General features: G+C 71.0%; 22 protein-coding genes and 1 pseudogene. 7 read left to right on the top strand and 16 right to left on the bottom strand.

The window, feature by feature from the left end:
- Window positions 1–84: 84 nt before the first annotated feature.
- The 8 genes and pseudogenes from ABZ079_RS17120 to ABZ079_RS17085 form a co-directional block, all read right to left on the bottom strand.
- On the bottom strand, window positions 85–693 hold the full coding sequence (locus ABZ079_RS17120) for a cupin domain-containing protein (protein ID WP_356940241.1): 609 nt from the start codon (window positions 691–693) through the stop codon (window positions 85–87).
- A gap of 7 nt (window positions 694–700) precedes the next feature.
- The gene (locus ABZ079_RS17115) at window positions 701–1,915 is read right to left on the bottom strand and encodes a cytochrome P450 (RefSeq protein ID WP_356940240.1); all 1,215 of its coding nucleotides are present in this window, start codon (window positions 1,913–1,915) and stop codon (window positions 701–703) included.
- Window positions 1,912–2,976: a type III polyketide synthase gene (locus ABZ079_RS17110; RefSeq protein WP_356940239.1), complete on the bottom strand. Its 1,065-nt coding sequence runs from the start codon at window positions 2,974–2,976 to the stop codon at window positions 1,912–1,914. The genes ABZ079_RS17115 and ABZ079_RS17110 overlap by 4 nt, the downstream gene beginning before the upstream one ends.
- Window positions 2,977–3,300: 324 nt before the next feature.
- On the bottom strand, window positions 3,301–3,534 hold the full coding sequence (locus tag ABZ079_RS17105; RefSeq protein WP_039653834.1) for a DUF6213 family protein: 234 nt from the start codon (window positions 3,532–3,534) through the stop codon (window positions 3,301–3,303).
- Between the two features lie 26 nt (window positions 3,535–3,560).
- Entirely contained in the window at window positions 3,561–4,946 is a 1,386-nt protein-coding gene (locus ABZ079_RS17100; protein WP_356940238.1) for an NADP-dependent succinic semialdehyde dehydrogenase, read from the bottom strand.
- A gap of 75 nt (window positions 4,947–5,021) precedes the next feature.
- Window positions 5,022–5,495: an NUDIX domain-containing protein gene (locus ABZ079_RS17095; protein WP_356940237.1), complete on the bottom strand. Its 474-nt coding sequence runs from the start codon at window positions 5,493–5,495 to the stop codon at window positions 5,022–5,024.
- Window positions 5,492–7,030: an ATP-dependent DNA ligase gene (locus ABZ079_RS17090; RefSeq protein ID WP_356940236.1), complete on the bottom strand. Its 1,539-nt coding sequence runs from the start codon at window positions 7,028–7,030 to the stop codon at window positions 5,492–5,494. The genes ABZ079_RS17095 and ABZ079_RS17090 overlap by 4 nt, the downstream gene beginning before the upstream one ends.
- A gap of 29 nt (window positions 7,031–7,059) precedes the next feature.
- Window positions 7,060–7,990 (bottom strand): annotated as a pseudogene (locus ABZ079_RS17085) (NAD(P)/FAD-dependent oxidoreductase).
- Between the two features lie 78 nt (window positions 7,991–8,068).
- On the opposite strand from ABZ079_RS17085, the gene ABZ079_RS17080 reads away from it, so the two are divergent.
- The 6 genes from ABZ079_RS17080 (at window position 8,069) to ABZ079_RS17055 (ending at window position 13,359) form a co-directional block, all read left to right on the top strand.
- The gene (locus tag ABZ079_RS17080) at window positions 8,069–8,653 is read left to right on the top strand and encodes an XRE family transcriptional regulator (RefSeq protein WP_356940235.1); all 585 of its coding nucleotides are present in this window, start codon (window positions 8,069–8,071) and stop codon (window positions 8,651–8,653) included.
- Window positions 8,654–8,799: 146 nt separating this feature from the next.
- Window positions 8,800–9,771 (top strand): NADPH:quinone oxidoreductase family protein, encoded by a 972-nt coding sequence (locus ABZ079_RS17075; RefSeq protein ID WP_356940234.1) that lies wholly within the window; start codon window positions 8,800–8,802, stop codon window positions 9,769–9,771.
- Window positions 9,768–10,949: an acyl-CoA dehydrogenase family protein gene (locus ABZ079_RS17070; protein ID WP_356940233.1), complete on the top strand. Its 1,182-nt coding sequence runs from the start codon at window positions 9,768–9,770 to the stop codon at window positions 10,947–10,949. Before ABZ079_RS17075 ends, ABZ079_RS17070 begins: the two co-directional genes overlap by 4 nt.
- The gene (locus ABZ079_RS17065) at window positions 10,946–12,028 is read left to right on the top strand and encodes an acyl-CoA dehydrogenase family protein (RefSeq protein ID WP_356940232.1); all 1,083 of its coding nucleotides are present in this window, start codon (window positions 10,946–10,948) and stop codon (window positions 12,026–12,028) included. The genes ABZ079_RS17070 and ABZ079_RS17065 overlap by 4 nt, the downstream gene beginning before the upstream one ends.
- A 171-nt stretch (window positions 12,029–12,199) precedes the next feature.
- A complete protein-coding gene (locus tag ABZ079_RS17060) occupies window positions 12,200–13,063 on the top strand; it encodes a phosphatidylinositol-specific phospholipase C/glycerophosphodiester phosphodiesterase family protein (RefSeq protein ID WP_356940231.1) in 864 nt (287 codons plus the stop codon).
- Between the two features lie 101 nt (window positions 13,064–13,164).
- Window positions 13,165–13,359: a hypothetical protein gene (locus ABZ079_RS17055; RefSeq protein ID WP_356940230.1), complete on the top strand. Its 195-nt coding sequence runs from the start codon at window positions 13,165–13,167 to the stop codon at window positions 13,357–13,359.
- Window positions 13,360–13,374: 15 nt separating this feature from the next.
- Here the strand turns inward: ABZ079_RS17055 and ABZ079_RS17050 are convergent, their stop codons facing one another.
- Both ABZ079_RS17050 and ABZ079_RS17045 read right to left on the bottom strand, forming a co-directional pair.
- Window positions 13,375–14,547, bottom strand: coding sequence for a phosphodiester glycosidase family protein (locus ABZ079_RS17050; RefSeq protein ID WP_356940229.1), 1,173 nt, complete (start codon window positions 14,545–14,547; stop codon window positions 13,375–13,377).
- A gap of 141 nt (window positions 14,548–14,688) precedes the next feature.
- On the bottom strand, window positions 14,689–15,048 hold the full coding sequence (locus ABZ079_RS17045) for a DUF779 domain-containing protein (protein ID WP_356940228.1): 360 nt from the start codon (window positions 15,046–15,048) through the stop codon (window positions 14,689–14,691).
- A gap of 264 nt (window positions 15,049–15,312) precedes the next feature.
- Here ABZ079_RS17045 and ABZ079_RS17040 point away from each other — a divergent pair, with 264 nt between their 5' ends.
- Window positions 15,313–15,807, top strand: a complete 495-nt coding sequence (locus ABZ079_RS17040; protein WP_356940227.1) for a hypothetical protein — start codon at window positions 15,313–15,315, stop codon at window positions 15,805–15,807.
- Between the two features lie 44 nt (window positions 15,808–15,851).
- Here the strand turns inward: ABZ079_RS17040 and ABZ079_RS17035 are convergent, their stop codons facing one another.
- The 6 genes from ABZ079_RS17035 to ABZ079_RS17010 all read right to left on the bottom strand — a co-directional run bounded on the left by ABZ079_RS17035 (window position 15,852) and on the right by ABZ079_RS17010 (window position 25,625).
- A complete protein-coding gene (locus ABZ079_RS17035) occupies window positions 15,852–16,490 on the bottom strand; it encodes a DedA family protein (protein ID WP_356940226.1) in 639 nt (212 codons plus the stop codon).
- Between the two features lie 90 nt (window positions 16,491–16,580).
- Complete coding sequence (gene sbnA, locus ABZ079_RS17030) at window positions 16,581–17,606, bottom strand: 2,3-diaminopropionate biosynthesis protein SbnA (protein WP_356940225.1); 1,026 nt, start codon at window positions 17,604–17,606, stop codon at window positions 16,581–16,583.
- Between the two features lie 36 nt (window positions 17,607–17,642).
- A complete protein-coding gene (sbnB, locus tag ABZ079_RS17025; protein ID WP_356940224.1) occupies window positions 17,643–18,713 on the bottom strand; it encodes a 2,3-diaminopropionate biosynthesis protein SbnB in 1,071 nt (356 codons plus the stop codon).
- Window positions 18,710–19,714 carry a TauD/TfdA family dioxygenase gene (locus ABZ079_RS17020; RefSeq protein ID WP_356940223.1) on the bottom strand — a complete coding sequence of 335 codons (1,005 nt, stop codon included), beginning with the start codon at window positions 19,712–19,714 and terminating at the stop codon, window positions 18,710–18,712. Before ABZ079_RS17020 ends, sbnB begins: the two co-directional genes overlap by 4 nt.
- 42 nt (window positions 19,715–19,756) lie before the next feature.
- Window positions 19,757–23,017 carry an amino acid adenylation domain-containing protein gene (locus tag ABZ079_RS17015; RefSeq protein ID WP_356940222.1) on the bottom strand — a complete coding sequence of 1,087 codons (3,261 nt, stop codon included), beginning with the start codon at window positions 23,015–23,017 and terminating at the stop codon, window positions 19,757–19,759.
- Window positions 23,018–23,030: 13 nt separating this feature from the next.
- Complete coding sequence (locus ABZ079_RS17010; protein WP_356940221.1) at window positions 23,031–25,625, bottom strand: Pls/PosA family non-ribosomal peptide synthetase; 2,595 nt, start codon at window positions 25,623–25,625, stop codon at window positions 23,031–23,033.
- Window positions 25,626–25,977: the final 352 nt, after the last annotated feature.

Below are 25,977 nucleotides of genomic sequence, written 5' to 3'. Positions count from 1 at the left end.
GGTCCTCCCGATACCTCCGGAGGGCCGCCGGTGCGGAACGGCCAACAGCCTTTCAGGCAGCGGCGACGTCGTCGCGCATGGCGCTCACCGGTGCCTCAAAGGCGTCAGCTGCCGGATGTCGTACTTGGCCCGCAGCTCCTCGATGGCCTCCTGGTCGGGTGGGCCGCCGTCGCGGAGAATCTCCAGCAGCTCCTCGAAGTAGCGCTCGTGGTCCGGCGGCGGAGACGCCTGGAAGAACATCTTCGCCGGGGTGTCCGTCGGGTTGGCGAAGGCGTGCGGGCAGCCGGGGGGTACGACGATCACCGTGCCCGGGGTCGCCCGCACCACCCGGTTGCCGGAAACCGACTCCCATTTCTGCCAGTTGTCGGGGGTCCTGACGCGGGGTTCGAAGGCGAGTACGTCCAGCTCGCCCTCGAGGACGTAGAACAACTCCTCGCTGCGCGTGTGCACATGCGCTCCGACGTCGAAGCCCGGTGGGACCTCCACCTCGAACGTGGAGGCCATCCGAGAGTGGGTACCGGTGACCTTGAACGTCACCCGCTGGGCGGGCGTCTCGACGACACGGCCGTGGCCCGGCGGTACGAGCAGCCCTTCCACCGGCGTCGACTCCTCGGCCGGCGGATCCGCCTGAGCCGGCGCCACCCCTCGTGCCGCCGGCCCTTCGGGTACCGCCAGCCCTTCGGTCCTCGTCATCGGCCGCTCACCACGTCACCGGCAGGGCCTCGGGCCCGCGGATCAGCGCGCCCTTCCGGAACGGCACCTGCTCCGGCGGTACGGCCAGCTTCAGGCCCGGTATCCGGTCCAGCAGGGCATCCACCAAAAGTTCCGACTCCAGCCGGGCCAGCATGCCGCCGGGGCAGTAGTGGGGGCCGTTGCCGAACGCCACGTGCGGGTTCGGGCTGCGGGAGAAGTCGATGGTCTCCGGGTCCGGGAAGACGTCCGGGTCCCGGTTGGCGGCCAGGTAGGAGACGTAGACCGGGTCACCGGCGCGGATGCGGACGCCTCTGAGCTCCACGTCCTCCAGGGCGATCCGGGACAGTCCGACCGCGTTGCGGTGCGGGATGTAGCGCAGGAGTTCGTCGATGGCCCGGGGGCGGATCGCCGGCTCGTCACGCAGCCGTTCCGCCAGGTCGGGACGGGTGAGCAGCAGGTAGAACAGCTGCCCGCTGTTGTTGGTGACCGCCTCGCCGCCGATCTGGAGCAGGACGGCGAGGCCGACGGCCTCCTCCAGGGTGACCTCGCCCCGGCCCATGGCGGCGCCGAGCAGCGAGGTGACATCCTCGGCCGTGCTGTTCTCGCGCAGCCCGATCAGGTCGGAGAAGTAGGCGCTCATCTCGCGCTTCGCCTTCTCGCTCACCTCCTTGCCGTGCGCGGAGGACAGGATCAGCTGGGTCCAGGTGTGCATCTCGTGCCGGTCGCCGGCCGGTACGCCCATCAGCTCGCAGATCACCGCGATGGGGAACGGGCCGAGGACCGACGCCGTGAGATCGGCGGGCGGGCCGTTCCGGAGGAGTTCGTCGACCAGCTCGTCCAGCATGCCGCGTGCCTTGTCGCGGACCCGCTCCACGCCCTTCGCCGTGAAGGCGGCGGCGACCGAGCGGCGCAGCCGGGTGTGGTCGGGCGGGTCGAGGAAGCCGACCGCACCCCGGTCGGGGATGAAGTGCGGGGCGAGCCGGGTGACCGGCTTGTCCATGACCGCCTCCCGGCTGAACCGGGGGTCGTTGGTCACCATGCGCACGTCGTCGTACCGGGTGACCAGCCAGGCCCAGCCCTCGCCGTTGGGCAGCTGGATGCGGGTGACCGGGCCCTCGCGTATCAGCTCGGTCAGCACTGGGTCGAAGTCCGTCCCGGTCAGGTCGAGCGCCGGCCACCGCCGGACCGGGGGCAGGTTCTCGGTGAGCGTCTCGTCGGTCATCGCCCGTCTCCGTCCGAGGAGACCCAGCGGCCCACCGTCATCTCGGCGGTGATGCCGGGTCCGAACCCGGCGAGCAGTCCACGCGCCCGGTCCTCGGCACCGCCCTCGTCGAAGAGCCGACGCAGCGCGTCCAGGACGACGGCGCTGGCGATGTTGCCGTACTCGGTGAGCGTGGCCCGGCTGAACCGGAAGGCGTGCGGGTCGACGTGCAGGAACTTGCTGAGGTCGTCGAGTATTCGGGGACCGCCCGCGTGGATGATGTAGAAGTCCAGGTCGGACGCGTCCCAGCCGTGCGTGCCGGCCAGGTCCTTCAGCGCCGGCGCGAGGGGTTCCATGGTCGTCGGCACCCGCTTGTCGAGCAGGAAGTGGAAGCCGGTCGCCCGGACGTCGTAGGCGATCCAGTCCTCGGTCTTCGGGATCAGGTAGGAACCGTTGCGCTCCAGCCGGACGCCCGTGCCGCCGCGTCCGCGCACCACCGCGGCGGCGATGCCGTCGCCGAACAGGCCGTTGGAGAGCAGCGAGCCGACGCCGAGGTCGGTGGGCTGGTAGCACAGCGAGCAGAACTCGCAGGCCACGATCAGTGCGTTCGCGTTCGGGTAGGCCGAGCAGAAGTCATGGGCCCGGTTGATCGCCGCGCCGCCGGCCGCGCAGCCCAGCTGGGCTATCGGGAGCTGGCGGGTGGTGCTGTCGAAGTCCATCTCGTTGATCAGCCACGCCGTGAGCGAGGGCATCATGAAGCCCGTGCACGACACATAGATGATCACGTCGATGTCGTTGGTGAGCAGCTCGGCGTCGTCGAGCGCGCGCTGGATCACCGAGGGGACCCGGGCCTTGGCCTCGGCCTCGTAGAGCTTGTTGCGCTCCTCGAAGCCCGGGTGCTTCAGGGTTTCCTCGATGGGCTGCACGATGTGCCGGGTCTTCACGCCCGTGTTCTCCATCAGCCGCAGGGCGAGAGCCAGTTGAGGGTGGTCCGCGTGGCGGGAGCGCGCCAGCTCCAGCGTCTCCTCCATCGTGATCACGTGCTCCGGGACCGACACCGAGGGTCTGCACAAAGTCGCCATGAACCGTCCCTGCTTTCCGCGTGCCGGCAGGCCTTCGCCCACCGGTCCGTAGGTGGTTCACCTCTGTGGGTGCTCCACCCACCGTCACCCGAGAGGGCGACGATCTCGCGTTGGACTACTCCGAATCGGGGACACCGGATCAGGCTCGCAGGGCGACTTCTGCGGCCGGACGAGGGAAAACGCCATGACGACCGTTACGGCGAAGAGCTGCTGACGAGGGGCGGTGGGACAGCCGGCTCAGAGCGCGGGGCTCTGTCGGTGCGCGGCCCCGCCGCGTGGGCGCGACAGGCCAAGCGCACCGCACGGCACAACGCGCCCGATCGCCTACGGCGTCCCGCTGCTGTGGGCGATACAGGCCACGTCGATACGATCCGCCAGCTTCGCCAGCTCGATGGTCAACGCGGCAACCGTGTCCTCGTCCAGCCCCTGCTCCCCGGCCTCGACAAGATGCAGCCACCGCCCACCCACGGTACGCAGCAACTTACTCACGTCGGCCGCGGCCACCTGCAAGGTACCGCGGTCGTCGACGATCAGAGGCAGGGTCACTTCGCGGTTCACAAAAGGGGATGGTAGCCGCGCAGCGGTCACGCACCCTGCCAAACCGTGGTGATGTTGCAGAACTCGCGGATTCCGTGCCCGGACAGCTCACGCCCGTACCCCGACCGCTTCACGCCGCCGAACGGGAACGCCGGATGGGAGGCGGTCATCCCGTTGACGTACACGCCACCCGCGTCCAGGTCCCGCGCGAACCGCTCCACCTCGTTCTCGTCCCGCGTCCACACGTTCGAGCTCAGTCCGAACGGCGAGTCGTTGGCGATCAGGATCGCCTCGTCCAGGTCACCGGCCCGGTACACCGTGGCGACCGGCCCGAACGCCTCCTCGCGGTGGACGCGCATCTGCCGGGTGATGCCGGCCAGCACGGTCGGCGGGTAGTACCAGCCAGGTCCCTCCGGCCGCTCCCCGCCGCACAGCACCTCGGCCCCGCTGCGCTTCGCGTCGTCGACCAGCTCCTCCAGGTCGTCCCGCCCCCGCTCGCTGGCGAGCGGCCCGATCTCGGTGTCCTCCTCCAGGGGGTCGCCGATCTTGAGGGCCTTCATGCCCGCGACGAACTTCTCGGCGAAGGCGTCGTAGACGTCGGTGTGCACGATGAACCGCTTGGCGGCGATGCAGGACTGCCCGTTGTTCTGCACCCGCGCGGTCACCGCGACCTGGGCAGCGCGGTCGAGGTCGGCGGACGGCATCACGATGTAGGGGTCGCTCCCGCCCAGCTCGAGCACCGTCTTCTTGACCATCTCCCCGGCCGTGGAGGCGACCGCCCGGCCCGCGGGCTCGCTGCCCGTCAGGGTGGCCGCCTTCACCCGCTCGTCGCGCAGGACGTCGTCCACCGCGTCCGAGCCGATCAGCAGCGTCTGGAAACAGCCCTCCGGGAAGCCGGCCCGGTGGAACAGGTCCTCCAAGTACAGGGCCGTCTGGGGGACGTTGGAGGCGTGCTTGAGCAGCCCCACATCGCCCGCCATCAGGGCGGGCGCGGCGAACCGGATCACCTGCCAGAGGGGGAAGTTCCAGGGCATCACGGCGAGGACGGGCCCGAGCGGCCGGTAGCGGACCCGGACCCGGGAGGCGCCGGAGTCCCGTACGTCCGGCTCGGCCGGCTCCTCGTCGGCCAGCAGCCCCTCGGCGCGTTCCGCGTACCAGCGCATCGCCTTGGCGCACTTCGCGGCCTCCGCCCGCGCCTGCTTGACCGGCTTGCCCATCTCGGTGGTCATGACCCTGCCGATCTCCTGCTGGTCCTCGTCCAGCAGGTCGGCGGCCCTGTTCAGCAGCCGGGCGCGTTCGGCGAACGTGGTCGTCCGGTACGTGCGGAACGTGGCCTCGGCGAGCTGGAGCCGGCGTTCCAGCTCCTCCTCGCCCATCGGGTCGTACGTCTTGAGCGTCTCGCCGTTCGCCGGGTTCACCGTCGCGATGGGCATGGCTGACCTCCCTGGGAGCGGGCTTGCTTCGACCTTCGCGCGCGACCGGGCCGGTCGCAACGTGTGGCCCCCGGTTCAGCCCGAGTGCTCCGCCAGCCGGTCGAGAAACGTGTCCTGCGCCGTGATGATCACCTCACGGGCCCGGTCGACGGCGAACCATGCCACCCGGTCCAGCTCCGGGAACTCCTGCCGCCGGCCGGATCTCGGCGGCCACTCCATGGTGAAGGTCCCGGGGTCGATCGACTCGGGGTCGAGGTCCGCCTCGATCGCCCACACCGTGACGATCTTGCCGTTGCTCTGCACGACCTCGCCGAGCGGTACGGCCTCCCCGTCGGGCGGCGCGAGCCCCAGCTCCTCCTGGAACTCCCGCCGGGCCGCGTCCCAGGCCGGCTCGTCCGGCTCGTACTCGCCTTTCGGTACGGTCCACGCGCCCGCGTCCTTCCTCGCGAAGAACGGACCGCCCATATGGCCGAGCAACACCTCCAGCCCCTCGTCGGTGTGCCGGAACAGCAGCAGACCCGCGCTGCGCTTCGTCGCACGCACCGTCACGGTGTGACCTCCGGATGGGCCGCCAGCAGGGCCTCCACGGTATCGGCCTCCTCGGGTCGTTTGTCCTCGCGGTAGCGGACCACGCGGGCGAAGCGCAGGGTGACGCCGGCCGGGTAGCGGGAGGAGCGCTGCAGACCGTCGTAGGCGATCTCGACGACGAGTCCGGGGCGGACCCGTACCACCCAGCCGTCGTCGTCGACCGCCAGTTCCCGCAGCCTCTCGGTCTGCCAGGTGAGCATGGCGTCGGTCATGCCCTTGAAGGTCTTGCCGAGCATGGCGAAGGTGCCGTCGGGGTTGCGGGCGCCGAGGTGCAGGTTGGAGAGCTTGCCGGTGCGGCGGCCGTGACCCCACTCAGCGGCCAGCACCACCAGGTCGAGGGTGTGGACGGGCTTGACCTTCAGCCAGGAGGCGCCGCGCCGGCCCGCGCTGTACGGCGCGTCCAGCGCCTTGACCACCACGCCCTCGTGGCCGCGGGCCAGGGTGTCGGTGAGGAACCGTTCCGCTTCCGGGATGTCCCGCGGCCCGGAGGTCACCGTGCGCCGGACCCGCATCGGCTCGGGCACCAGTCGGGCCAGCTCCGCGTGCCGTTCGGCGAAGGGCAGGTCGAGGAGGTCGCGGCCGTCGACGGAGAGGGCGTCGAAGAAGACGGGGGAGACCGGGACCTCCTCGGCGGCCTTCGCCACGTCCGTCCGGGAACCGACCCGGCCCGCCGTCTCCTGGAAGGAGCGTGGACGGCCACCGGCGTCGAAGGAGATCACCTCGCCGTCCAGAATGAAGCGCTCGCCCCGCAACTCCAGGGCCGCGGCGGTCACTTCGGGCAGCCGGTCGGTGATGTCGTCCAGTGTGCGGGTGTGGATCCGGACCGTGTCGCCGTCCCGGTGGACCTGGACCCGGATGCCGTCCAGCTTCTCCTCCACCGCGCAGGCGCCCAGCTTCTCCACCGCCTCGGCGACCGAGGAGGCGCTGTGCGCCAGCATCGGCAGCACCGGGCGGCCCACGGTGAGCCGGAACCGGTCCAGCGACCCGGGCCCCTCGCCCAGCAGGGCCTGAGCCACCGTCTGCAGCGACCCGGCGAGCATCACCGCCCGCCGTACCTCCGCCGGATCCGCGCCGGTCGCCTGGGCGAGCCCCTCCACGGCGACCGCGTCCAGCGCGCCCTGCCGGACCTCGCCGGTGAGCAGGCCGAGCAGGAAGCGCTGTTCCTCCTCGGTGGCCGCGCCCATCAGCTCGCCGACGATCCGGGCCCGCTCCGCCTGGGAGCCGGGCCCGGCCACCTTGCCCAGTTCGGAGAGCCGGGCGTCGACCTCCCGGACGGTGAGGGCCGGCTCGGTGGCGGGCGGCACGCGGCGGCCGAGCACCTTCCAGCCCACGCCGAGCCGGCCCTGCGGCAGCCGTCCGGCCAGATAGGGGATGACGATCGGCACGTCGTCCGCCTGCGCCTCCCGGAACAACTCCGCGAGCAGCGCGGTCTTGCGGGACCGGGCCGCCGTGGCGGCCACCTCCCGGGACACCTGGGCGAGCCGGGTCAACAGCATGCAGTCATGGTGCACCGGGGGCGCGGGGTCTACACCCGCACGGCGGCGTCGAGGTCGGCGAGGAGCAGCTCCCCGTTGATCGCGGCGCCCGCTCGGTAGCCCCGGCTGACCGCGTTCACCACCTGCTCGGCGAACCCGCTCGCGTCGCCCGCGGCCCACAGCCCGGGCACGCTCGTCAGACCCCGCTCGTCGATCACCGGGTAGGCACCGAAGGGCGTCTCGGCCAGCTCCGCGCCGAGCCGGACGAGCAGGTCGTTGTCGGGTAGGGCGCGCGGGGCGGCGTACAGCACCTCGCGGTCGTGGACCGTGCCGTCCGCGAGCCGGACCGCGGTGAGCCGGTCGTCGGTGACGACGGGCTCCGCGACCCGGCCGGGCACGACCGGGACCCCGGCGGCGGCCAGCCGGCGCAGGTCGTCGTCCGTCAGCTCCGACTCGCTCACCTCGTGCAGGAAGAACCGCACGTCCTTCGACCACTGGGTGGCCATCAGCGCCTGGTGCGCGCTCAGCGGTGAGGTCGCGAGCACCCCGGTCGGCAGGTCGCGCGCCTCCCAGCCGTGGCAGTACGGGCAGTGGACCACGTCCCGGCCGAACCGCTCGCCCAGCCCCGGGACCGGTGCAGCTCGTCCCTCAGTCCGGTGGCGATCACCAGCTGCCGGGCCCGTACGGTCCGGCCGCCCGCCAGCTCCACCGTGAAGCCCTCGCCGTCCCTGCCCGCGTCCACGGCCCGGTCCCGGACCAGCTCCACCCCGTACCGGGCGATCTCCTCCCGCCCGGCGGCCAGGAACCCGGCCGGGGACATACCGTCCCGGGTCAGATAGCCCTGCATATGCGCGGACGGCGTGTTGCGCGGCTCGCCCGCGTCGACTACCAGCGTGCGGCGCGGGCCCGGCCCAGCGCCAGAGCGGCGGACAGGCCGGCCGCACCGCCCCCGACGACGGCCGCTTCGTGGCTGTCGGTCATGGTGACCACCTCCGCTCCCGACGGTCGCCCAACCCCTGCCGCATTGACAAACGTCTTTGCCGAATCTGCAATAGCGGCATGAGTACCGACGACGTTCTCGCAGAGGTGGGTCCGCGGCTCCGGCGGATCCGGAAGGAGCGGGAGGTCACCCTGGCGGCCCTGTCCGAGGCCACCGGCATCTCCGTCAGCACGCTGTCCCGGCTGGAGTCCGGTCTGCGCAGGCCCAGCCTGGAGCTGCTGCTGCCCATCGCCCAGGCCCACCAGGTCCCGCTCGACGAGCTGGTCGGCGCCCCGCCGGTCGGTGACCCCCGGGTGCGGAGCAAGCCCGTGCAGCGGCACGGCCGCACCTTCTGGCCGCTGACCCGCCAGCCCGGTGGCCTGCAGGCCTTCAAGGTGCTCGAACCCCAGCGCAGGGAGGAGCCCGAGCCGCGGAGCCACGAGGGCTACGAGTGGCTCTATGTGCTCTCGGGGCGGCTGAGGCTCGTCCTCGGCGAGCACGACGTCGTGCTGTCGGCCGGCGAAGCGGCCGAGTTCGACACGCGGGTGCCGCACTGGTTCGGGTCGGCGGGGGAGGGGCCGGTGGAGTTCCTGAGCCTGTTCGGGCCGCAGGGGGAGCGGATGCACGTACGGGCGCGGCCGGCGCGGCGGGGACGGGAGGACTGACTTTTCCGTCGCCCGCGCCGACCGGGTCGCCCTTCCTCCGGTCGACTCCGGTGGATCGGCCGACGGCTCCTGTTCCCTGATCGGCAAGCGACCGCTTAGTATGTCGTTGGACCCGGTCAGACGAAGCAGTCCCGTGGAGGCCCCGCATGCAGGCATGGCAAGTGCACGAGATCGGCGAGCCGAGCGAGGTGATGCGCCTCGCGGAGGTGGAGCGGCCCACGCCCGGTGACGGCCAGGTGCTGCTACGGGTACGGGCCGCCAACATCAACTTCCCGGACGCACTGATGTGCCGGGGGCAGTACCAGGTACGCCCGCCGCTGCCCTTCACGCCGGGCGTGGAGATCTGCGGAGAGACCGAGGACGGCCGCCGGGTGATCGCCAACCCCACGCTGCCGCACGGCGGTTTCGCCGAGTACGCGCTCGCCGACTCCCGCGCCCTGCTGCCCGCCCCCGAGTCGCTGGACGACGCGGAGGCCGCGGCGCTGCACATCGGCTACCAGACAGGCTGGTTCGGCCTGCACCGCCGGGCCCACCTGGAAGCGGGGGAGACCCTGCTCGTGCACGCCGCCGCCGGTGGTGTCGGCAGCGCGGCAGTGCAACTCGGCAAGGCGGCCGGAGCCACCGTGATCGGCGTGGTCGGCGGCCCGGAGAAGGCCGCCATCGCCCGGGAGCTGGGCTGTGACGTGGTCGTCGACCGCCGCACCGAGAACGTGGTCGCGGCCGTGAAGGAGGCCACCGGCGGCCGGGGCGCCGACGTGATCTACGACCCCGTCGGCGGCGAGGCCTACGCCCAGTCCGCCAAGCTGGTCGCCTTCGAGGGCCGGATCGTCGTCGTCGGCTTCGCCAGCGGCACCATCCCGAGCCCGGCGCTGAACCACGCACTGGTGAAGAACTACTCGATCGCGGGCCTCCACTGGGGCCTGTACAACACCAAGAACCCGAAGCTGGTCCTCCGGTGCCACGAGCAGCTCACCGAGTTGGCCGCGCGGGGTGCGATCAAGCCGCTGGTGAGCGAGCGGGTGCCGCTGGCCGGCGCCGCCGCGGCCGTGCAGCGGGTCGCCGACGGCGTGACCACCGGCCGAGTGGCCGTCGTCCCGGAGAAGGGAGTGACCGCATGACCGACATCGAGGAACTGCGCAGCCTCACACGGGAGTTGCTCGCAGCCCACCCGCCCGCCGAGACGGACCGCCTGGCGTTCCTCCAGGCCCGCTTCGACGCGGGCCTGGCCTGGGTCCACTACCCGGAGGGGCTCGGTGGCCTGGGGGCCCCGCGCTCCCTCCAGACCGTCGTGGACGCCGAGCTGGAGGCCGCGGGCGCGCCCGACAACGACCCCCGGCGCATCGGCATCGGCCTCGGCATGGCCGCGCCGACGATCCTGAAGTACGGCACGCAGGAGCAGAAGCGCCGCTATCTGCGTCCGCTGTGGACGGGGGAGGAGGTCTGGTGCCAGCTCTTCAGTGAGCCCGGCGCCGGTTCCGACCTGGCCGCCCTCGGTACCCGGGCCGTCCGGGAAGGGGACGACTGGGTCGTGAACGGGCAGAAGGTGTGGACGTCCAGCGCCCACGTCGCCCGCTGGGCCATCCTCATCGCCCGCACCGACCCGGACGTGCCCAAGCACGCCGGCATCACCTACTTCATCTGCGACATGACCGACCCCGGTGTCGAGGTCCGGCCGCTGCGGCAGATCACCGGCGAGGCCGAGTTCAACGAGGTCTTCCTCACCGGTGTCCGCATCCCCGACTCCCGCCGCCTCGGCGAGGTCGGCGACGGCTGGCGGGTGGCCCAGACCACGCTGATGAACGAGCGCGTCTCCATCGGCGGCATGCGGCTGCCCCGCGAGGGCGGCATGATCGGCCCCATCGCGAAGACCTGGCGGGAACGCCCCGAACTGCGCACCCACGACCTGCATCAGCGTCTGCTGAAGCTGTGGGTGGAGGCCGAGGTCTCCCGCCTCACCGCCGAACGCCTGCGCCAGCAGCTCGTCGCCGGCCAGCCCGGCTACGAGGGCTCCGGCATGAAGCTCGCCTTCGCCCGCCTCAACCAGGAGATCAGTGGCCTGGAGGTCGAACTGCGCGGCGGGGAGGGCCTGCTGTACGACGACTGGACCATGCGCCGACCGGAGCTGGTCGACTTCACCGGCCGGGACGCCGGTTACCGCTACCTGCGTTCCAAGGGCAACAGCATCGAGGGCGGGACCAGCGAGGTCCTGCTGAACATCGTCGCCGAGCGCGTCCTGGGCCTGCCCGCCGAGCCGCGCACCGACAAGGACGTCGCCTGGAAGGACCTGGCCCGATGAGCACACAGCCGGATCTTCTCTACTCCGAGGAGGAAGAGGCGCTGCGCGCCGCCGTCCGCGACCTGCTCACGGACCACTGCGCCGCCGCGGACGTCATCGCCCGCAGCGAGTCGGACGCCCCGCACGACCTCGCCCTGTGGAAGTCCCTCGCCGACGGCATGGGTCTCGCCGGCCTCCTGGTGCCCGAGGCACAGGGCGGCCAGGGCGCTTCCCACCGCGAAGTCGCCGTGGTGCTGGAGGAGCTGGGCCGGGCGGTCGCCCCCGTGCCGTATCTCACTAGCGCGGTCGTGGCCACCGAGGCCTTGCTCGCCTGTGGCGACGAAGAGCTGCTGGGCCAGCTGGCGTCCGGGCGGACCATCGGCGTCCTGGCGGTCGGGCTGCACTCCGCTCCGGACGCCGCCTTCACGGCCGTACGCGCCGAAAACGGCTCCCTGCACGGCGAATTGCCAGGGATCGCGGACGCTGCCGTCGCCCACGTCCTGCTCGTCCCCGCCGACGACGGCGGCCTGTACGCCGTGACCGCCGACGCCGTGACGGTCACCCCGCAGGTCTCCCTGGACCTGACCCGTCCGCTCGCCACCGTCACCCTCGACGGTGCCGCCGGCCGTCGCATCGGCGACGCCGAACCCGCCGTACGCCGGGCCCTGCGCGCCGCCGCCGGACAGCTCGCCTCCGAGCAACTGGGCGTGGCTGACTGGGCGTTGACCGAGACAGTCCGGTATCTGAAGGACCGCAAGCAGTTCAACCGGCCGGTCGGCGGGTTCCAGGCGCTCAAGCACCGGCTCGCCCAGCTGTGGCTGGAGGTCGTCAACCTCCGGGCCGCCGCCCGCGCCGCCGCCGACGCGCTGGCCTCCGGTGCGGACCCCGACGTTTCGGTCGCCGTCGCGCAGGCCTATGCGGCGCCCGTCGCCGTCCATGCCGCCGAGGAGGCTGTGCAACTGCACGGCGGCATCGGCATGACCTGGGAACACCCGGCCCACCTGTATCTGAAGCGGGCCAAGGCCGACTCGATCGCCTACGGCACCGCGGGCGCCCACCGCGAGGCGCTGGCCCGACTGGTCGATCTCCAGGCACCCTGACACACCACGGTGAAGCCCGCCCCATCCGGGGCGGGCTTCTTCGTGTGCCTGCTGCGGTGAAGTGAACAGAGGGCGGCATACCGGCCAACTCCACTACCGGCCGGTCTCGTTGGCGGGGAAGGACACGCATACTCTCCCCGGTCCCATCCGGCACCTCAAGGGAGGCAGCGCATGGCCCTCACGACCCGCCGCAGAGTTCTCACCACCCTCGGCGCCGCCCTCGCCGGCGCGGTCGTCCTGCCCACCGCGCAGGCCCGGGCCGCCGGTGGCCACCACAGTAGGCACCCGCTGTGGCACGCCCACGCCCACAACGACTACGAGCACCCGCACCCCCTGTCCGACGCGCTCGACCACCGCTTCGGCAGTGTCGAGGCCGACATCTTCCTCGCCGGCGACCAGCTCCTCATCGGCCATGACGCCACCGAGCTGGACCCGTCCCGCACCCTGGAATCCCTCTACCTCGACCCGCTCGCGGCCCGGGCGAAGGCCCATCACGGCTCGGTGTACCGGGGCCGGCACCGACCGCTGCAACTCCTCATCGACATCAAGACCGAGGGTGCGTCGACGTACCTCGAACTCGACCGGCACCTCAGGCGCTACCCGCACCTGTTCACCCGGTACGCGCACGGCCGTGTCCACCCCGGTCCGGTCACCGCCGTCATCTCCGGCGACCGCGCCGCCCGCATCCCCATGGAGGCGCAGACCGGGCGTCGCGCCTTCTACGACGGCCGGCTCACCGACCTCGGCAGCAGCGCCCCCGCCTCCTTCGCCCCGCTGATCAGCGACAACTGGACGCTGAACTTCACCTGGCTGGGTGACGGGCCCTTCCCGGACGCGGAGCGGCGGAGACTGCGCGACCTGACCGCCGCCGCCCACGCCCGCGGGCAGCGGATCCGCTTCTGGGCGACCCCGGACACGGCCGGACCGGCCCGGGACGCCCTGTGGACGGAACTGCTTGCCGGGGGCGTCGACTACCTCAACACCGACGACCTCGCCGGCCTCGAGGCCTTCCTCGACGCCCACCCCTCCGCGTAACACCACACGATCGGAGGACACGTCAGCCGCCCGGCGGAACCCTCCGCTACGCCACACTTGCGGCCGAACGCCGCTCATGGGGCGTGGCGGAGGAGGTTCCGATGGCCATTTCCATCTCTGTGGTGCTGCTGCTCCTGATCCTGGCCGTGGTCTTCATGCGCAACGGCGCGCTGAAGGTCTCGCACGCCCTGGTCTGCACGCTGCTCGGCTTCTATCTGGCCAGCACGAGCATGGCGCCCACCATCCACAGCGGGCTCACCGCGACCGCGGACCTGGTGAGCAGCCTGCGGCCCTGAGGCCGCAGGGTCGGCTCAGGCGGTCGAGAACACCCCGATGCCGTTCGGTACCGGGCGCTCGGCGCCGCCGCTCGGGTGGTTGCGGACCGTCACCGCGCCGGCGTCCTCGTCGCGGGTGACCAGCTCCGTGGAGCCGCCGCCGTCGAGGTTGAACGCGTCGGACGCCCCCAGCGTCCGCATGGTGTCCGCCTCCTCCGCGACCGTCATGCCGGTCCGGTAATCCGCGGCCCCGTCCAGCGCCAGGATCAGCAGCTGCTGTCCGCCGCCCCTGAAGCCCACGGCCGTGCGCACCGCCGAGGTGACGTCGTCCAGGCCGGACAACGGCTCGCCGTCGCGCAGGACGGGGAAGCCGCCGACCGCGAACGCGTACGGCACCCCGGACGTCGCCGCCGCCAGGGTGTGCGTGACGGTCACCGGGTCACCGACCGAGAGCTCCCGCAGCTGCTGCGCGCCCTTCTCGCGGCCCACCAGGACCGTGGTGTCCGCGGGGATCGAGCCGCTGCCCGGGGCGTCGGACACGGAGGCCACCCGGCCGCCCTCCAGCTTCACCTCGTAGGTGTCGGTGCTGCACGGGGCCGCCCGCTGGGTGTCGGTGCCGCAGACGGCGCGCACCCGGGAGGCGCTGCCCCACTTCGCGGTGAAGGCGCCGACGGAGTTCAGCGGGAGCGCGTACTGGTTGAGGCCCTTGAGGGGCAGCCGGCCCTCCGGTGTGCCGACGGAGCCGACGAGGGAGAGGCGGTCCAGACGGGCCCGCCGGTCGGTGCCCACGCCGAAGACGTCCTGTGTGTTCGTGCCGGAGGGGAGTGCGGGCCCGAACCGCTGGCCTTTGGGTACCGCCGCCTTGAGCACCTGCCCGTCCGCGACGGCCGGTCCGACGGGCGCGCCGGTGGCCTCCACGCCCGGGTGCTGGGTCTCGGTGATGTGGAAGAAGTCACCGTTGACCCCCGCGACCGCCCCGGCCGAGTCCGCCAGCCGGGAGACGGTCGCCCGGGCCGCCACCGCCCCCGGGTGGAGCAGGCCGACCCGGACATGCGGATTGCCCAGATCGACCGTGAGCAGATGCGCGTGGGCGGTACCCGCGGCCGCGTCGACGTCGAACTGCCGGTAGGTGACACCCGGTGCGATCCGCCGGCCCACCGGTGCCGCACCGGCCGGTGCCGCACCCGCCGGCGCCGCACCGGCCAGCACACCGAACGCCGTGACAACCGTGAGAACAGCTCTGCCCGCTGCCGAACGCCTGCGACATATGGTCACCGTGCCCCCTGATGCTGCGTCAACTGTCCCTGCTACGACGGGCAGTGCACCAGACGTCGGAGGCGTTCGGGCCGATTAGACGTCGGCTACGCGAGAACGGGTGAGAAAACGCACCCCCTCGGGTGCCTCCAGCGAGAAACCGCTGCCTCGTCCCGGTACGACGTCGACGATCAGCCGGGTGTGGCTCCACGCCTGGTACTGGCTCCGCGACATCCAGAAGGTGACGGGCTCCTCGACGCCCTCCACCGACAGCTCCGCCAGCCGCACGTCCGAGCCGCCGGTGCGGAACTCGCCGTCCGGATAGCACATGGGCGCGCTGCCGTCGCAGCAGCCGCCGGACTGGTGGAACATCAGCGGACCGTGCTCGGCGCGCAGCCGGCGCACCAGCTCCGCGGCCCGAGGGGTGAGTTCGACGCGGGGCACTTCCTCTTCCATGTCACCGTCCTGGAGAGCGGGGGCGCCGGACCCGGTCCAGTCTCACGGATGGTCACGAACCCGTCCAGAACCCGCGGTTGTCCGCTCGAACGGTGCTCAGTGACGGCCGGGCACGCTGACCACCCGGCCGCCCGGGTCCGGCGGCGCGGACGACCGGACGCCGGGCACGACACGGCGTACGGGCGGACGCGGCTCCCCTGCACGGTCGGCTGTGGCGGACGAGCGGCCCGAGTGGTCCCGGTGGCCGGTTGGGAAGATGGGGGGATGCACCCTTCGTTTCTCAGTCCGCCCGAGCCGCGCTTCGTCCCCGAGGGCGAGCACCCGCTCTGGGACGAGGCGCTGGCCGTCGTCAACCGGGACGTGGCAGCGACCCTGCCCGAGCAGCGTCCGCTGTGCCTCATCGCCTACCCGGGCTGGGAACAGGACGAGGCCGAGCGGATCTACGTGGCCCTTGCGAACGGGGACTCGCACGGCAACTCCCTGGGGCCGGGGACGTCCGCCGCCCAAGCCCTCCTGGCCGTCGCCGAGGCCGCGCAGGACACCATCACGGAGTGCCTGTGGCAGGCGTGGCCGGTGTGCACCCTGCACGGGCTCGGGATGCATATGGCCGAGGACGCCGGACGTGCCTCCTGGCGGTGTGCCGGAACGTCCCGTCCGAGCGACCCGGGGCATGTCCGCGCGGCCATAGGCGAGCTGGACACGATCCACCGCCCCCGACGCCCGAACCGCAAGCGCCGCAAGGACCGCAAGCCGCGCTGACCGCCCGGGGCGGCGCCGGGTGCGGCTGCGGTCACTCAGGCGGCTCAGTGCGCGGACCGGCGGCGTTCGCGGCGCGCGCGCCGGGCCTCGACCAGCAGGGGCAGCAGCGAGAGGACGACGACCACGGCGACCAGCGGCAGCAGATAGTCATCGACGTGCGGGACGGAGGCACCGAGGGTGTATCCGGCGAGGACCAGCGTCTGCGACCACAGCACACCGCCCACGGCCTGCCAGAGCGTGAAGGTCCGCACGGGTACCCCGAGCACACCGGCCACCGGGTGCAGGACCGTCCGCAGCACCGGCACGAACCTGCCGATCACCAGCGCCTTGCCATAGCCGTACCGGGCCAGCAGATTCTCCGCCCGCGCCGCCGCGTCCTTCGCCCGCCGGCGGGACGTGCGCGCCAGCAGGGGCCGCCCGCCGTGCCGCCCGAGCAGGTACCCCACCTGGCCGCCGGCCACCGCCCCGACGGCCGCGCACACCAGCACCTGCCACAGCGACAGTCGCGGCGCCTGGTGAGCACTCCCCGCGCACAGCACACCGGCCGGGAACAGCAGCGTGTCACCGGGCAGGAAGAAGCCGACGACCAGCAGACCCGACTCCGCGAAGATCACCGCCAGGACGCCCAGCGCGCCGAAGGCAGCCAGCACCGAGGCGCTGTCCATCGGATTGACGGCGATCACCGGCCAAGCCTCCTGGGGCCTCCTCGCTGGGCTACCAGTATGTATCCGTTCTCCGCACGGCGCTCAAGACCACCCCGGGCGGATGCGCCACTACGGTCTCCGTCGGCGGTCCGGCGCGCGCGATGTCGGCTTGACCTCCTGGGATGTGGTGCTCGTCTGTTCGGAGTCGAGCACGTGATCGCCGTACAGGTCCTGCAGCCAGTTGGTCTGGTAGACGGTGTCGAGGTAGCGCTCGCCGAGATCCGGCGCGATGGCCACCGCGGTGAGGCCACGTGTGTCATGCCGTGCCAGCCAGTCCGTGGCACCACTGACCACCGTCCCGGTGGAGCCGCCGAACAGGAAGCCGCGTCGGGCCATGAGGTGGCAGGTGCGGATGGTGTCCGCCTCCTCGACCCGGATCACCTCGTCCACATAGGACTCGTCGAGGAGCGGCGGGCGCATGCTCATACCCAGGCCGGGGATCATCCGCCGGCCGGGCTCGCCGCCGAAGGCCACCGAGCCCACGCTGTCCACCGCGACGATCCGCACCGGCCGGTGCCACCGCCGGAAGTAGCGTGCGCAACCCATCAGCGTCCCGGTGGTGCCCGCCCCGATGAAGAGGACGTCCAGATCCGGGAACCTGCCGGCGATCTCGGGGGCCGTCGTGCGGTAATGCGCCCGCCAGTTGCCCGGATTGGTGTACTGACTGAGCCAGACGTACCGGTCGTCGGACGCGCACAGCGCACGGACGTAGTCGATCCGCATGCCCAGGAATCCGCCGTTGGAATCCTGGTCGGCCACGACGTGCACCTCGCTGCCGAGCGCCTCCATGAGCAGTCTGGTCGACAGGTTGCAACGGGAGTCCGTCACACACAGGAACCGGTAGCCCTTGCTCGCGGCGATCATGCTGAGCGCGACGCCCAGATTCCCGGACGAGGACTCGACGAGGATGGAATCCGGCTTCAGGACTCCCTCACGCTCGGCCGTCTCCACCATCTCGTTCGCGGCCTTCAGCTTGATGGAGCCCGCGAAGTTGAAGCCTTCGCACTTCAGGTAGAGCGGATAACCGCAGATCGACTCGAGGTCGACGAAGAGATGGCCTTCGTTGAAGGCGTAGGGAGCCGATATGACAGGCACGGCGGGCCTCCTGGTGCCAGGCCGAGGACAACGGCTTCAGCCGTACCGGCGCAGGTCGTGGAAGAAGTCGTCGATGAGGCGGAGTTCCCCCGCCCGGGCTACTTCGTCGTAGACGTACTTGCCGACGGCGAGATCGAGGACACCGAGTCCGAAGGGTGAGAAGATCACCGGCCGGTCGGTCGGCGGTGCGGCCCGCCCGAGCATCACGTCGTTCAGGGTGCCGTTCAGGAAGTCACGGTTGCCAACGTGCTGTTCGGCCAGATGGGGGGAGGTGTCGGCTTTCAGGCAGTGCTCGACGTCGTCGACGAAGTTGGCCGAGCCGAGGAGGATCTCGGGGGCGAGGTCCCGCAGCGACACGTGCAGGACCAGGGGGTTGTGGGTGAACCAGGCCGGGGTGGTGACATGGGGGCGGCCGGCGACGGTGGCGAAGACCACGAGGTCGCTGGAGCGGATGAGGCCCTCGGCGCTGTCGTGGAGGGTGACCGGTTCGGTGGCGCCGGCCTGCCGCAAGTAGCCGCAGAAGCCTTCGGCGCTGTCGGCGGCCACGTCGTGCACGCCGATCGCTTCGAAGGCCCAGCCCGTACGGGCCAGGAAGGTGTGGATGTATCGGGCGATCAAGCCCGTACCGCAGAATCCGACGCGGCGGGGGCGGGGCCGGTTGCGGCTGAGCCAGTCGGCTGCCAGCGCGGCGGACGCCGCGGTCCTGGTCGCGCTGATGACGGAACTCTCCAGACAGGCGAACGGGTAGCCCGTGTCGTGGTCGTTGAGGATGAGCACCGCGGAGGCCCGCGGCAGCCCGGCGCTGACGTTCTCCGGAAAGCTGGAGATCCACTTCAGGCCGTCCACGTGGACGGACCCGCCGATGGAGGCCGGCAGCGCGATGATCCGCGCCGTCGGGCGGTCGGGGAACCGCAGGAAGTACGACGGCGGGTTCACCGAGTCTCCGGCGCCGTGCAGCCGGTAGGTGGCCTCGACCAGCTCCACGAGCTGTTTCTCGGACCCCGCCAGCGCTCTCTGCACCTGCTCACCGGAGATCACCGCGAACGTCGGCGGCGACGCCGGGCCGGGCGCGGCCGCGTGGGAGGTGGTGGACAGCACATCGGTCATCGCTCGCTCGCCTCCGGGGTGGGGCAGTGGTCGGCCAGCCGTCGGGGCTCACCCATGCCGACCAGTACCCGCCGCTCTCCGGTGAAGGGTTCCCTGCTGTGCGCGGTGCGGATGTTGTCCACGAGCAGCAGATCACCGTCCTGCCAGGGCTCCCGCCGGGTGTGCGCCTCGTAGGTGGTGTTGAGCAGCTGGACGACGTCCTCACCGATCGGGGTTCCGTCCCCGTGACGGGTGTTGAACGGCAGACCGTCCTCGCCGTACTCGTCCACCAGGTACTCGCGCACGTCCGGGGCCAGGGTCCACTCGTTGAGGAAGGCGATCTGGTTGAACCAGCAGCGCCTGCCCGTCAGCGGGTGCCGCACGACGGCGCTGCGGCGCTGCTCGGTGTGCAGGGACCCGTCGGCCTGCCAAGCGAAATCGATGGCGTGGGCTCGGCAGTAGCGCTCGATCTCGGCGCGGTCGTCCGTGCCGAACGACTCCGTCAGGGAGGCCCCGATCTCGTCGTTGTACGTACGGGTCAGCAGCCAGCCCTCGCGCTCGAACCGCTGCGTCAGCCCGCTGGGAAGTGCCCGGAGGATCTGTTCGGCGTCGGCCACCGCCGTCGCCCCGCCCTGCCCGGGCGCGGTCAGACACGCGAACAGCATCAGGCCGGGCACCTCCAGCAGATAACTCAGCTCGTGGTGCATGCACATCGGCTGGTTGGCCGGCCAGGCCGTGGAGGAGTACAGACCCGGGCCATGAGCCTGGCGGGGGGCGAAGGCCTCCCGCTCCGTCATGAGGGGACCGGCCAGCCGCGTGAAGACGGCGCCGACCTGGTCCGCGTCCCGCAGTCCGAGGCCGCGGACGACCAGTGCCCCGTGCTCGGTGACCTGCGCACGCAGCGCCTCGCGGTACTGCGCTGCCCAGCTCGGGGCATCCCCCGGGGGATCGACGCGCAGCAGCGCGGGTCTGTCCGGCCGCAGCTCCACATCGAGCGATGGTGCCAGGGATGAGAAAGGCATCTCGGTTTCCTTTCGGTGGCCCGTCTGGAGGGTCTACGGGGCTCAGGAGGACGCCAGCGGGGCGGTACTCAGGACGGCCTGCGCTGCCTCGGCCGGACGGGTGCGGGGAAAGTAGTGGCCCCCGTCGACGAGCTCGTGCAGATCGACGTGCTCGGCCATGAGCAGCCAGTCCCTGTGGTGGTGGGCGTAGCCGGCCGTGTGCGGGTCGTCGGCCGCGACGACCACCGTGACCGGTGCGGACAGCTTCACCGGCGGCGGGGCATCCAGGGCGGCGCAGAAGTAGCGGTGCGCGGACACACAGTCGTGCCGGTAGGCGGCACCGATGTGCTCGGCGTGCCGCGCGTTCAGTTCGGCGAGTTCCGCGTAGCCGCTGTCCGCGGTCAGCCGCGCCGCGATCTCGGCATCGCTTCGGCTCGTCAGCTCACTGATGGCCGCGCGCCGGTCGGTGGCCGTGCCGAGCAGTTGCGCACCGAGGAACACCCGCGTCGGGCACACGCCTCGCTCCTGGAGCTTCCTGGCCGTCGCCAGGGCCGGGGCGGCACCTGATGAGTGGCCCCACAGCATGACCCGGGTCAGGCCACGCGCGGTGATCTCGGCGGCGACCTGCTCGGCCACCTCCGCGATCGAAGCCAGCGGCTCGTGGTGCGCGGCCAGGTCATGGCCGGGCAGGTCCACCGCGAGCACCGCCGGGCCGCTGCCCGCCAGCGCGCTCGCCATCGGCTGGTAGTTGACCGCGTTGCCGCCCGCGTAGGGGAAGCACACCAACGCCCACTCCGGCGCACCGCCCGCTTCCGACAGAGGCTGGAGCAGCTCACCGTGCTGCCGGGCCGTGCCGTCGAGCAGGGCCGCCAGATCGGCGAGCACCGGGTGCCGGGTGATGTCCTTGAGGGAGACCGCGCGGCCGAGCGCGAGGCTGAGTCTGACCGCCGTCAGGGAGGTGCCCCCGGAGTCGAAGAAGTGGTCCGTCCGGCGGACCTGGTGCTCGGGCACGGCCAGCACCTCGGCCCAGGCCGCCGCCAGCCTCCGTTCGGCCGGGCTGAGTGGGCCGGGACCTTCCTTGCCCGCCACGCCCCTTCCGGTGGCCGGCGGGGTCTGTTCGGCGAGCGCGGTCAGGGCCTTTCTGTCGGTCTTGCCGTTGGCGGTCAGCGGCAGGCCGTCCTGCCAGTGAAAGGCCGAGGGGACCATGTAGGCGGGCAGCACCGCGCCGAGCGCCTCGCGCAGTACCTCCGGCCGGTGCCGCCTGCCGGTGTGGAAAGCGATCAGATGCTTGCTCCCACCGGTCAGCTCGGCGACGACCACCGCACCGTCGCGCACGCCGTCCACCCGCAGCAGGGCGTTCTCGATCTCGCCGATCTCGATCCGGAAGCCGCGGATCTTGACCTGGCTGTCCCGGCGGCCGAGGAACTCCAGCTTGCCGCCCGGGTGCCAGCGCCCCCAGTCACCGCCCAGGTAGAGCCGCTCACCAGGGCGGTACGGGTCAGTCCGGTAGGCCTCACGAGTGCGCTCGGGATCGTTGACGTACCCCCGTCCCACGCAGACACCCGAGAACGCGATCAGCCCCGGGGCGCCCAGCGGCACCAGCGCCAGATGCTCGTCCACGACGTAGACGCGCACGTTGTTGACCGCACGCCCCAGCAGCACGCGGTCGGGCACCCCGTCCATGACCTCGTGGTTGGTGTCGTCCGAAGTCTCCGTCAGCCCATAGGCGTTCACCAGCTTGATGCCCGGCTGGATCGCGAACCAGCGCTGGACCAGTTCCCGCTTCAACGCCTCACCGGTCACCGACACACAGCGCAGGTCCGGCAGGCTGCGGGGCTGCTGTTCCAGATACGAGACCACGACCTCCAGATAGGAGGGCACGACCTGCGCCACGCCGACCCGGCCGCGCACCAGCGTGTCGAGGAACCGCTCCACGTCCACGATCACGTCCTGCTCGACCAGCAAGGTCCGCCCGCCGGCCAGCAGTGCGGAGATCAGCTGCCACAGCGAGATGTCGAAACACTGGGGGGCCGTCTGCGCCACCACGCACCCCTCGCCGATACCCAGGTCGTCGATCTTGGCGTGGAGATGGTTGAGCATGCCCGCGTGTTCACACATCGCCCCCTTCGGCTCGCCGGTGGAGCCGGACGTGAAGTAGATGTAGGCCAGCTGGTCGGCGTCCACCTTCACGCCGGGATCACCGTCGGCGTGCTGTTCCGCGTACGCCACGTCGACCGGCAGCTTCTCGACTCCCGGTACCGCGGCCAGCGCCTGGTCGAGGGTGCCGGTGCTGCCCCGTTCGGTCAGGACCAGACGGCACCCCGCGCGCGACAGCGTTGCCGCGATACGGCCGGCCGGGAAGTGCGGCTCGATCGGCAGGTACGCGCCGCCCGCCTTGAACACGGCCAGCGTCGCCGCGAGCCAGTCGAGGTTGCGTTCGGTGACGACGGCGATCACGTCTTCCCGGCCCAGCCCCCGGTCCAGCAGCGCCCGCGCCAAGCGGTTCGCGTGGCGATTCAGCTCCCGGTACGTCCACTGCCGCTCGCCGTGCACGGCCGCCACCGCTTCCGGATGCATCCGTACCCGCTGTTCGAACAGCTCGTGCACCCGGGCGTCCGGCAGTGGCCGGCGGGGCCCGGCCAGCCCTTCCAACTGCTCACGCACCTCGTCGGCCGACAGCAGACTCTGCCGCGCGTGGTCGGCGTCCGCGTCGGCCGCCATCAGCCGCAGCGCCGTCAGGTGATAGCCGCCGATCCGGGCCGCGGCCGCGGCGTCCAGCGCGTCGGTGCGGTACCGCAGCCGCAGCATCAGCCGTCCGCCCCGATCGGACCAGCGCACCTGCAGTACGCCGTCGTCGACGTGCGTCTCGTCGGCTCCCATGGGGCCGAACACGACCTCGTACGGCGGCTCCGTCACCCCCAGCTCCCGCCGTAGTTCCTCCACCGGGAACTCCCGGTGCGCCAGCACCTCCGCCTCGGCGCGCTCAGCGGCCGACACCAGTGCGTGCCAGGATCCCGGGGGGACGGCCAGACGGCACGGCAACGGCTCGCCTCGCACGCCGGTGGTGTAACCCGTCACCACGTCCTGCTCGCCGGACAGTGCGGCCAGCACCTTGGCGTGCGTGGCCAGCAGCAGCGCACTGACCGGCACTCCCCACCGCCGGACCAGTGCGCGCACCGCGTCCGTCACGTCGTCCGGGACCGACGTCTCGTGCTCAGCCGCTCCCGGAACCGGCTTCCGAGCCCACCGTGGCACAGCGGTGACACCACCGGCGGTCAGCATGCGGCTCCAGTACTCCCGGTCCGTTTCCACGCGCGTTCCCATCGAATGGCCTTCCTCAACTCACGTTCGCCGCAGAGATTCCGGCTGCCGGGGCAGCCCGGCCGGTGCCGCCGGAGGGGCTGCCCGCTTCCGGCATGTCCACGGCGGGATTGCCGCCCCACCGTGCGTTGGCGGGGACTTCCTCGCCCTTCATGAGGAAGGAATCGGGTGCCAGCACCGAGCCGTCGCCCATCGTCACGCCGTAGTGCACGTGCGCGCCGACGCCCAGCGTGCAGCCCGCGCCGAGCGTGATGTTGTCGGACTTGAAGGTGCCGTCCTCCTGGGAGTGGCACTGGATCTTGCTACCGGCGTTCAGGGTGCACTCGTCGCCGATGGCGGCGAGGGTCCGTTCGGTCAGGTAGCAGCCGTCGTCGAACACCCTGCTGCCTATGCGAACACCCAGCATCCGCCAGACGAGGCTCTTGAAGGGGGTTCCGTTGAAGATGTTGAGGTGATGGTCCGGAACCTTCCACAGGCGCTCCTGCAACCAGAAGGTCCGGTCGTAGATGGAGCACAGCTGGGGTCGCAGTCCGCGGAATGACGTCAAGCAGCGTTCCACCAGGATGTAGTACGCAGTGGTGAACGCGAGCGTCAGTGCCAGATACGCGGCGATCACCACGTGGCCGACCACGCCGTACAGGTCCACGGAGGCGAGAGCGAGCAGTGTGAGCAGGAATACGTGCAGCCAGCGCACGAACAGCATCCATGCCATCGAGCGCAGGTTGTAACGATTCTTCGCGGCGAGATGACGGCGGAGCGCGTCACCTGTCCGGAGATGGTCGAACCGTGCGTCACGGTCCACCGAGCGCGGAATCTCGAAGCACGGAGAACCGAGGAGCCCCACGCCTTCACGGACCTCACCGTCCAGGGGAATCATCACCTTGGTCGCGAGGAGGCAGTTGTCACCGGTTCTGCCGCCCGCGGGAAAGGCGATGTTGTTGCCCAGGAAGTTACGCGGCCCGATCGACACCCGGGACAGCCGGAAAGACGTACTGGAGTAGTCCGCATTGATCACGGAGAGTCCGTCGGCCACCATCGTTCCGCTGCCCACGGAGACCAGAAACGGCGTCTCGTGCTGCAGTTCGGTGCCGAAGTTGGACCCGGTCTGCTCGACATGTGACAAGTCGTAGCCGAGTCCGCGGAGATAATGCACGATGTAGGAACTGTCACCGAAGAGCCAGGCGAAGAACCTGATGTTGGTCATGCGAGCCGTCGCCCGGTGTACCGCGTAGTGAAATCCGTAGAGCGGATAGACCCGGTCGGGCCTGACGGCCAGACTCAGCAGACGCGGAACGGTGTACAGGGCGATAAGACCCCCGACGACGACGCCGAGGAACAGGACGAGGGAGACGGCCAGTGCGTCGGAGATCAGTTCCGGCCGTGACAACGCGGCCGTCTGGGGATCGAGTCGCTTGCCGATCGCCGGTACCTCGGTGAACAGCATGTACACCCCGCCGATGGCGAGCGGGACGTAGAGGAAGACCAACTGCAGCAGCGTGACGAGGCCGAACCAGGCCCGGCGCGCGGTGCCGCAGCCGGCCGGCGCGATCCGTACGTAGTCGATGTGCGTGGGCTCCGCAGGTGATCCGTGCCAGTGCTCACCGTCCGGGACCGCCTGGCCGCTGTGGAGAGCGGAGGAATGGCCGAGCTGTGCGCCGTCGCCCATCGAGGTGCCGATGTCCAGGACGGTCTTCTCGCCGATGAACACGTCGCGGCCGAGCGTGATCCGGCCGGTCTGGATGCGGCCCGCGTAGGCCCGGTAGCCGAGGAAGAACGAATCCTTGCGGATCACCGTACCGGCGCCGATCGTCAGCAGGTCGGTACAGACCGGGACGGTGTGGGAGAGGATCGTGACCCCCTTGCCGATCCGCGCGCCGAGGGCCCGGAGATACAGCACGTACAGCGGACTTCCGACGAGGAACACCATCGGATTCGCGTGGAGCAGTACCTTGACGAACCAGAAGCGCAGATATGTCAGGCCCCAGACGGGGAACTCACCCGGTTTCCAGCGGCCGACGAGAAGCCATTTCGCGATGACCGGGAACACGCACAGAGCGATGAACCCGATGCCTCCGAACAGAAGCGACCGCAGGTAGATGCCGGCCGCCCCGGAAGCGGTGGCGATCCACTCGTATCCTCCGGCGGTGACGAACCCGGAGACGAGAGAATATGTCAGGAAGACCAGCAACTGGATCGTTCCGCAGAGGACGTGGCTGAACCGGCCGGTGCGTGACACCTGAGGCGGCGGGGGCGGGGGCGCGGACGCCGACGTGGCGAGCGCGGTATCGGCAGGCGGGGGAGCGGCCTGCGCCAGAGCTGCTGCCAGGCTTCGGATGGTGGGGTGCCGGTAGATGTCCCTCATGGAGGGGGACGGCAGATCCGGCATCTTCCTTACCCGCGCGCAGAACTGGGCCATGACCAGGGAATTGGCGCCGAGGTCGTCGAAGAAGTGACTGTCGGCCGGGACGTGCTCGGCGCTCACGATGTCAGCCAGCGCATCCGCGAGTTTCCGCTCGGTCTCGGTCTCCGTCTCGGTCGGGCCGGCGCCGCTCATGGTGACGGCAGGTTCGTCCGGCCCGGATATATGGACCTCGGAGGACTGCTCCACCATTCGATCTCCTGGGGACGTGTGGATCGGAAGTTCCGAAAGTGTTCTTTCCTGATCACGAACCGCCTGCTTCAGTCTGGCCAGGCCAACGTCAGGTTGCCACTTCGGATCGGCGCCCAGGAGCGCGAGAAAATGCCCGGGGGGTCCGTATTCCCGGCCTTTCGCGGCCGACGGGGGCTGCGGCAGTGTTCACCCGAACGGCGGTTTGGGCGGTGCGGGCGTACGGCGACCCCGCGGTCACCGTGCGCTTCCAGGGTGCTTTCCCGAGCGTTCCGGAGACCGTTTTCATTTCGTCGTCGAGGCCGCAGGTCGTCACCCCTGCTGCGCCGGCCTGACCTCCTCCGGCGACTGCACC

Origin of the sequence: Streptomyces sp. NPDC006314 (genome assembly GCF_040613075.1) — a bacterium.
GTDB lineage: Bacteria > Actinomycetota > Actinomycetes > Streptomycetales > Streptomycetaceae > Streptomyces.
This window is presented reverse-complemented; position numbering and strand designations above follow the sequence as displayed.

Excerpts from the sequence above, each read along its gene's own strand:
- ABZ079_RS17120 (WP_356940241.1), bottom strand. The coding sequence starts at position 693 with ATGACGAGGACCGAAGGGCTGGCGGTACCCGAAGGGCCGGCGGCACGA.
- ABZ079_RS17115 (WP_356940240.1), bottom strand. The coding sequence starts at position 1,915 with ATGACCGACGAGACGCTCACCGAGAACCTGCCCCCGGTCCGGCGGTGG.
- ABZ079_RS17110 (WP_356940239.1), bottom strand. The coding sequence starts at position 2,976 with ATGGCGACTTTGTGCAGACCCTCGGTGTCGGTCCCGGAGCACGTGATC.
- ABZ079_RS17100 (WP_356940238.1), bottom strand. The coding sequence starts at position 4,946 with ATGCCCATCGCGACGGTGAACCCGGCGAACGGCGAGACGCTCAAGACG.
- ABZ079_RS17090 (WP_356940236.1), bottom strand. The coding sequence starts at position 7,030 with ATGCTGTTGACCCGGCTCGCCCAGGTGTCCCGGGAGGTGGCCGCCACG.
- ABZ079_RS17080 (WP_356940235.1), top strand. The coding sequence starts at position 8,069 with ATGAGTACCGACGACGTTCTCGCAGAGGTGGGTCCGCGGCTCCGGCGG.
- ABZ079_RS17075 (WP_356940234.1), top strand. The coding sequence starts at position 8,800 with ATGCAGGCATGGCAAGTGCACGAGATCGGCGAGCCGAGCGAGGTGATG.
- ABZ079_RS17070 (WP_356940233.1), top strand. The coding sequence starts at position 9,768 with ATGACCGACATCGAGGAACTGCGCAGCCTCACACGGGAGTTGCTCGCA.
- ABZ079_RS17065 (WP_356940232.1), top strand. The coding sequence starts at position 10,946 with ATGAGCACACAGCCGGATCTTCTCTACTCCGAGGAGGAAGAGGCGCTG.
- ABZ079_RS17060 (WP_356940231.1), top strand. The coding sequence starts at position 12,200 with ATGGCCCTCACGACCCGCCGCAGAGTTCTCACCACCCTCGGCGCCGCC.
- ABZ079_RS17055 (WP_356940230.1), top strand. The coding sequence starts at position 13,165 with ATGGCCATTTCCATCTCTGTGGTGCTGCTGCTCCTGATCCTGGCCGTG.
- ABZ079_RS17045 (WP_356940228.1), bottom strand. The coding sequence starts at position 15,048 with ATGGAAGAGGAAGTGCCCCGCGTCGAACTCACCCCTCGGGCCGCGGAG.
- ABZ079_RS17040 (WP_356940227.1), top strand. The coding sequence starts at position 15,313 with ATGCACCCTTCGTTTCTCAGTCCGCCCGAGCCGCGCTTCGTCCCCGAG.
- sbnB (WP_356940224.1), bottom strand. The coding sequence starts at position 18,713 with ATGACCGATGTGCTGTCCACCACCTCCCACGCGGCCGCGCCCGGCCCG.
- ABZ079_RS17020 (WP_356940223.1), bottom strand. The coding sequence starts at position 19,714 with ATGCCTTTCTCATCCCTGGCACCATCGCTCGATGTGGAGCTGCGGCCG.
- ABZ079_RS17015 (WP_356940222.1), bottom strand. The coding sequence starts at position 23,017 with ATGGGAACGCGCGTGGAAACGGACCGGGAGTACTGGAGCCGCATGCTG.
- ABZ079_RS17010 (WP_356940221.1), bottom strand. The coding sequence starts at position 25,625 with ATGGTGGAGCAGTCCTCCGAGGTCCATATATCCGGGCCGGACGAACCT.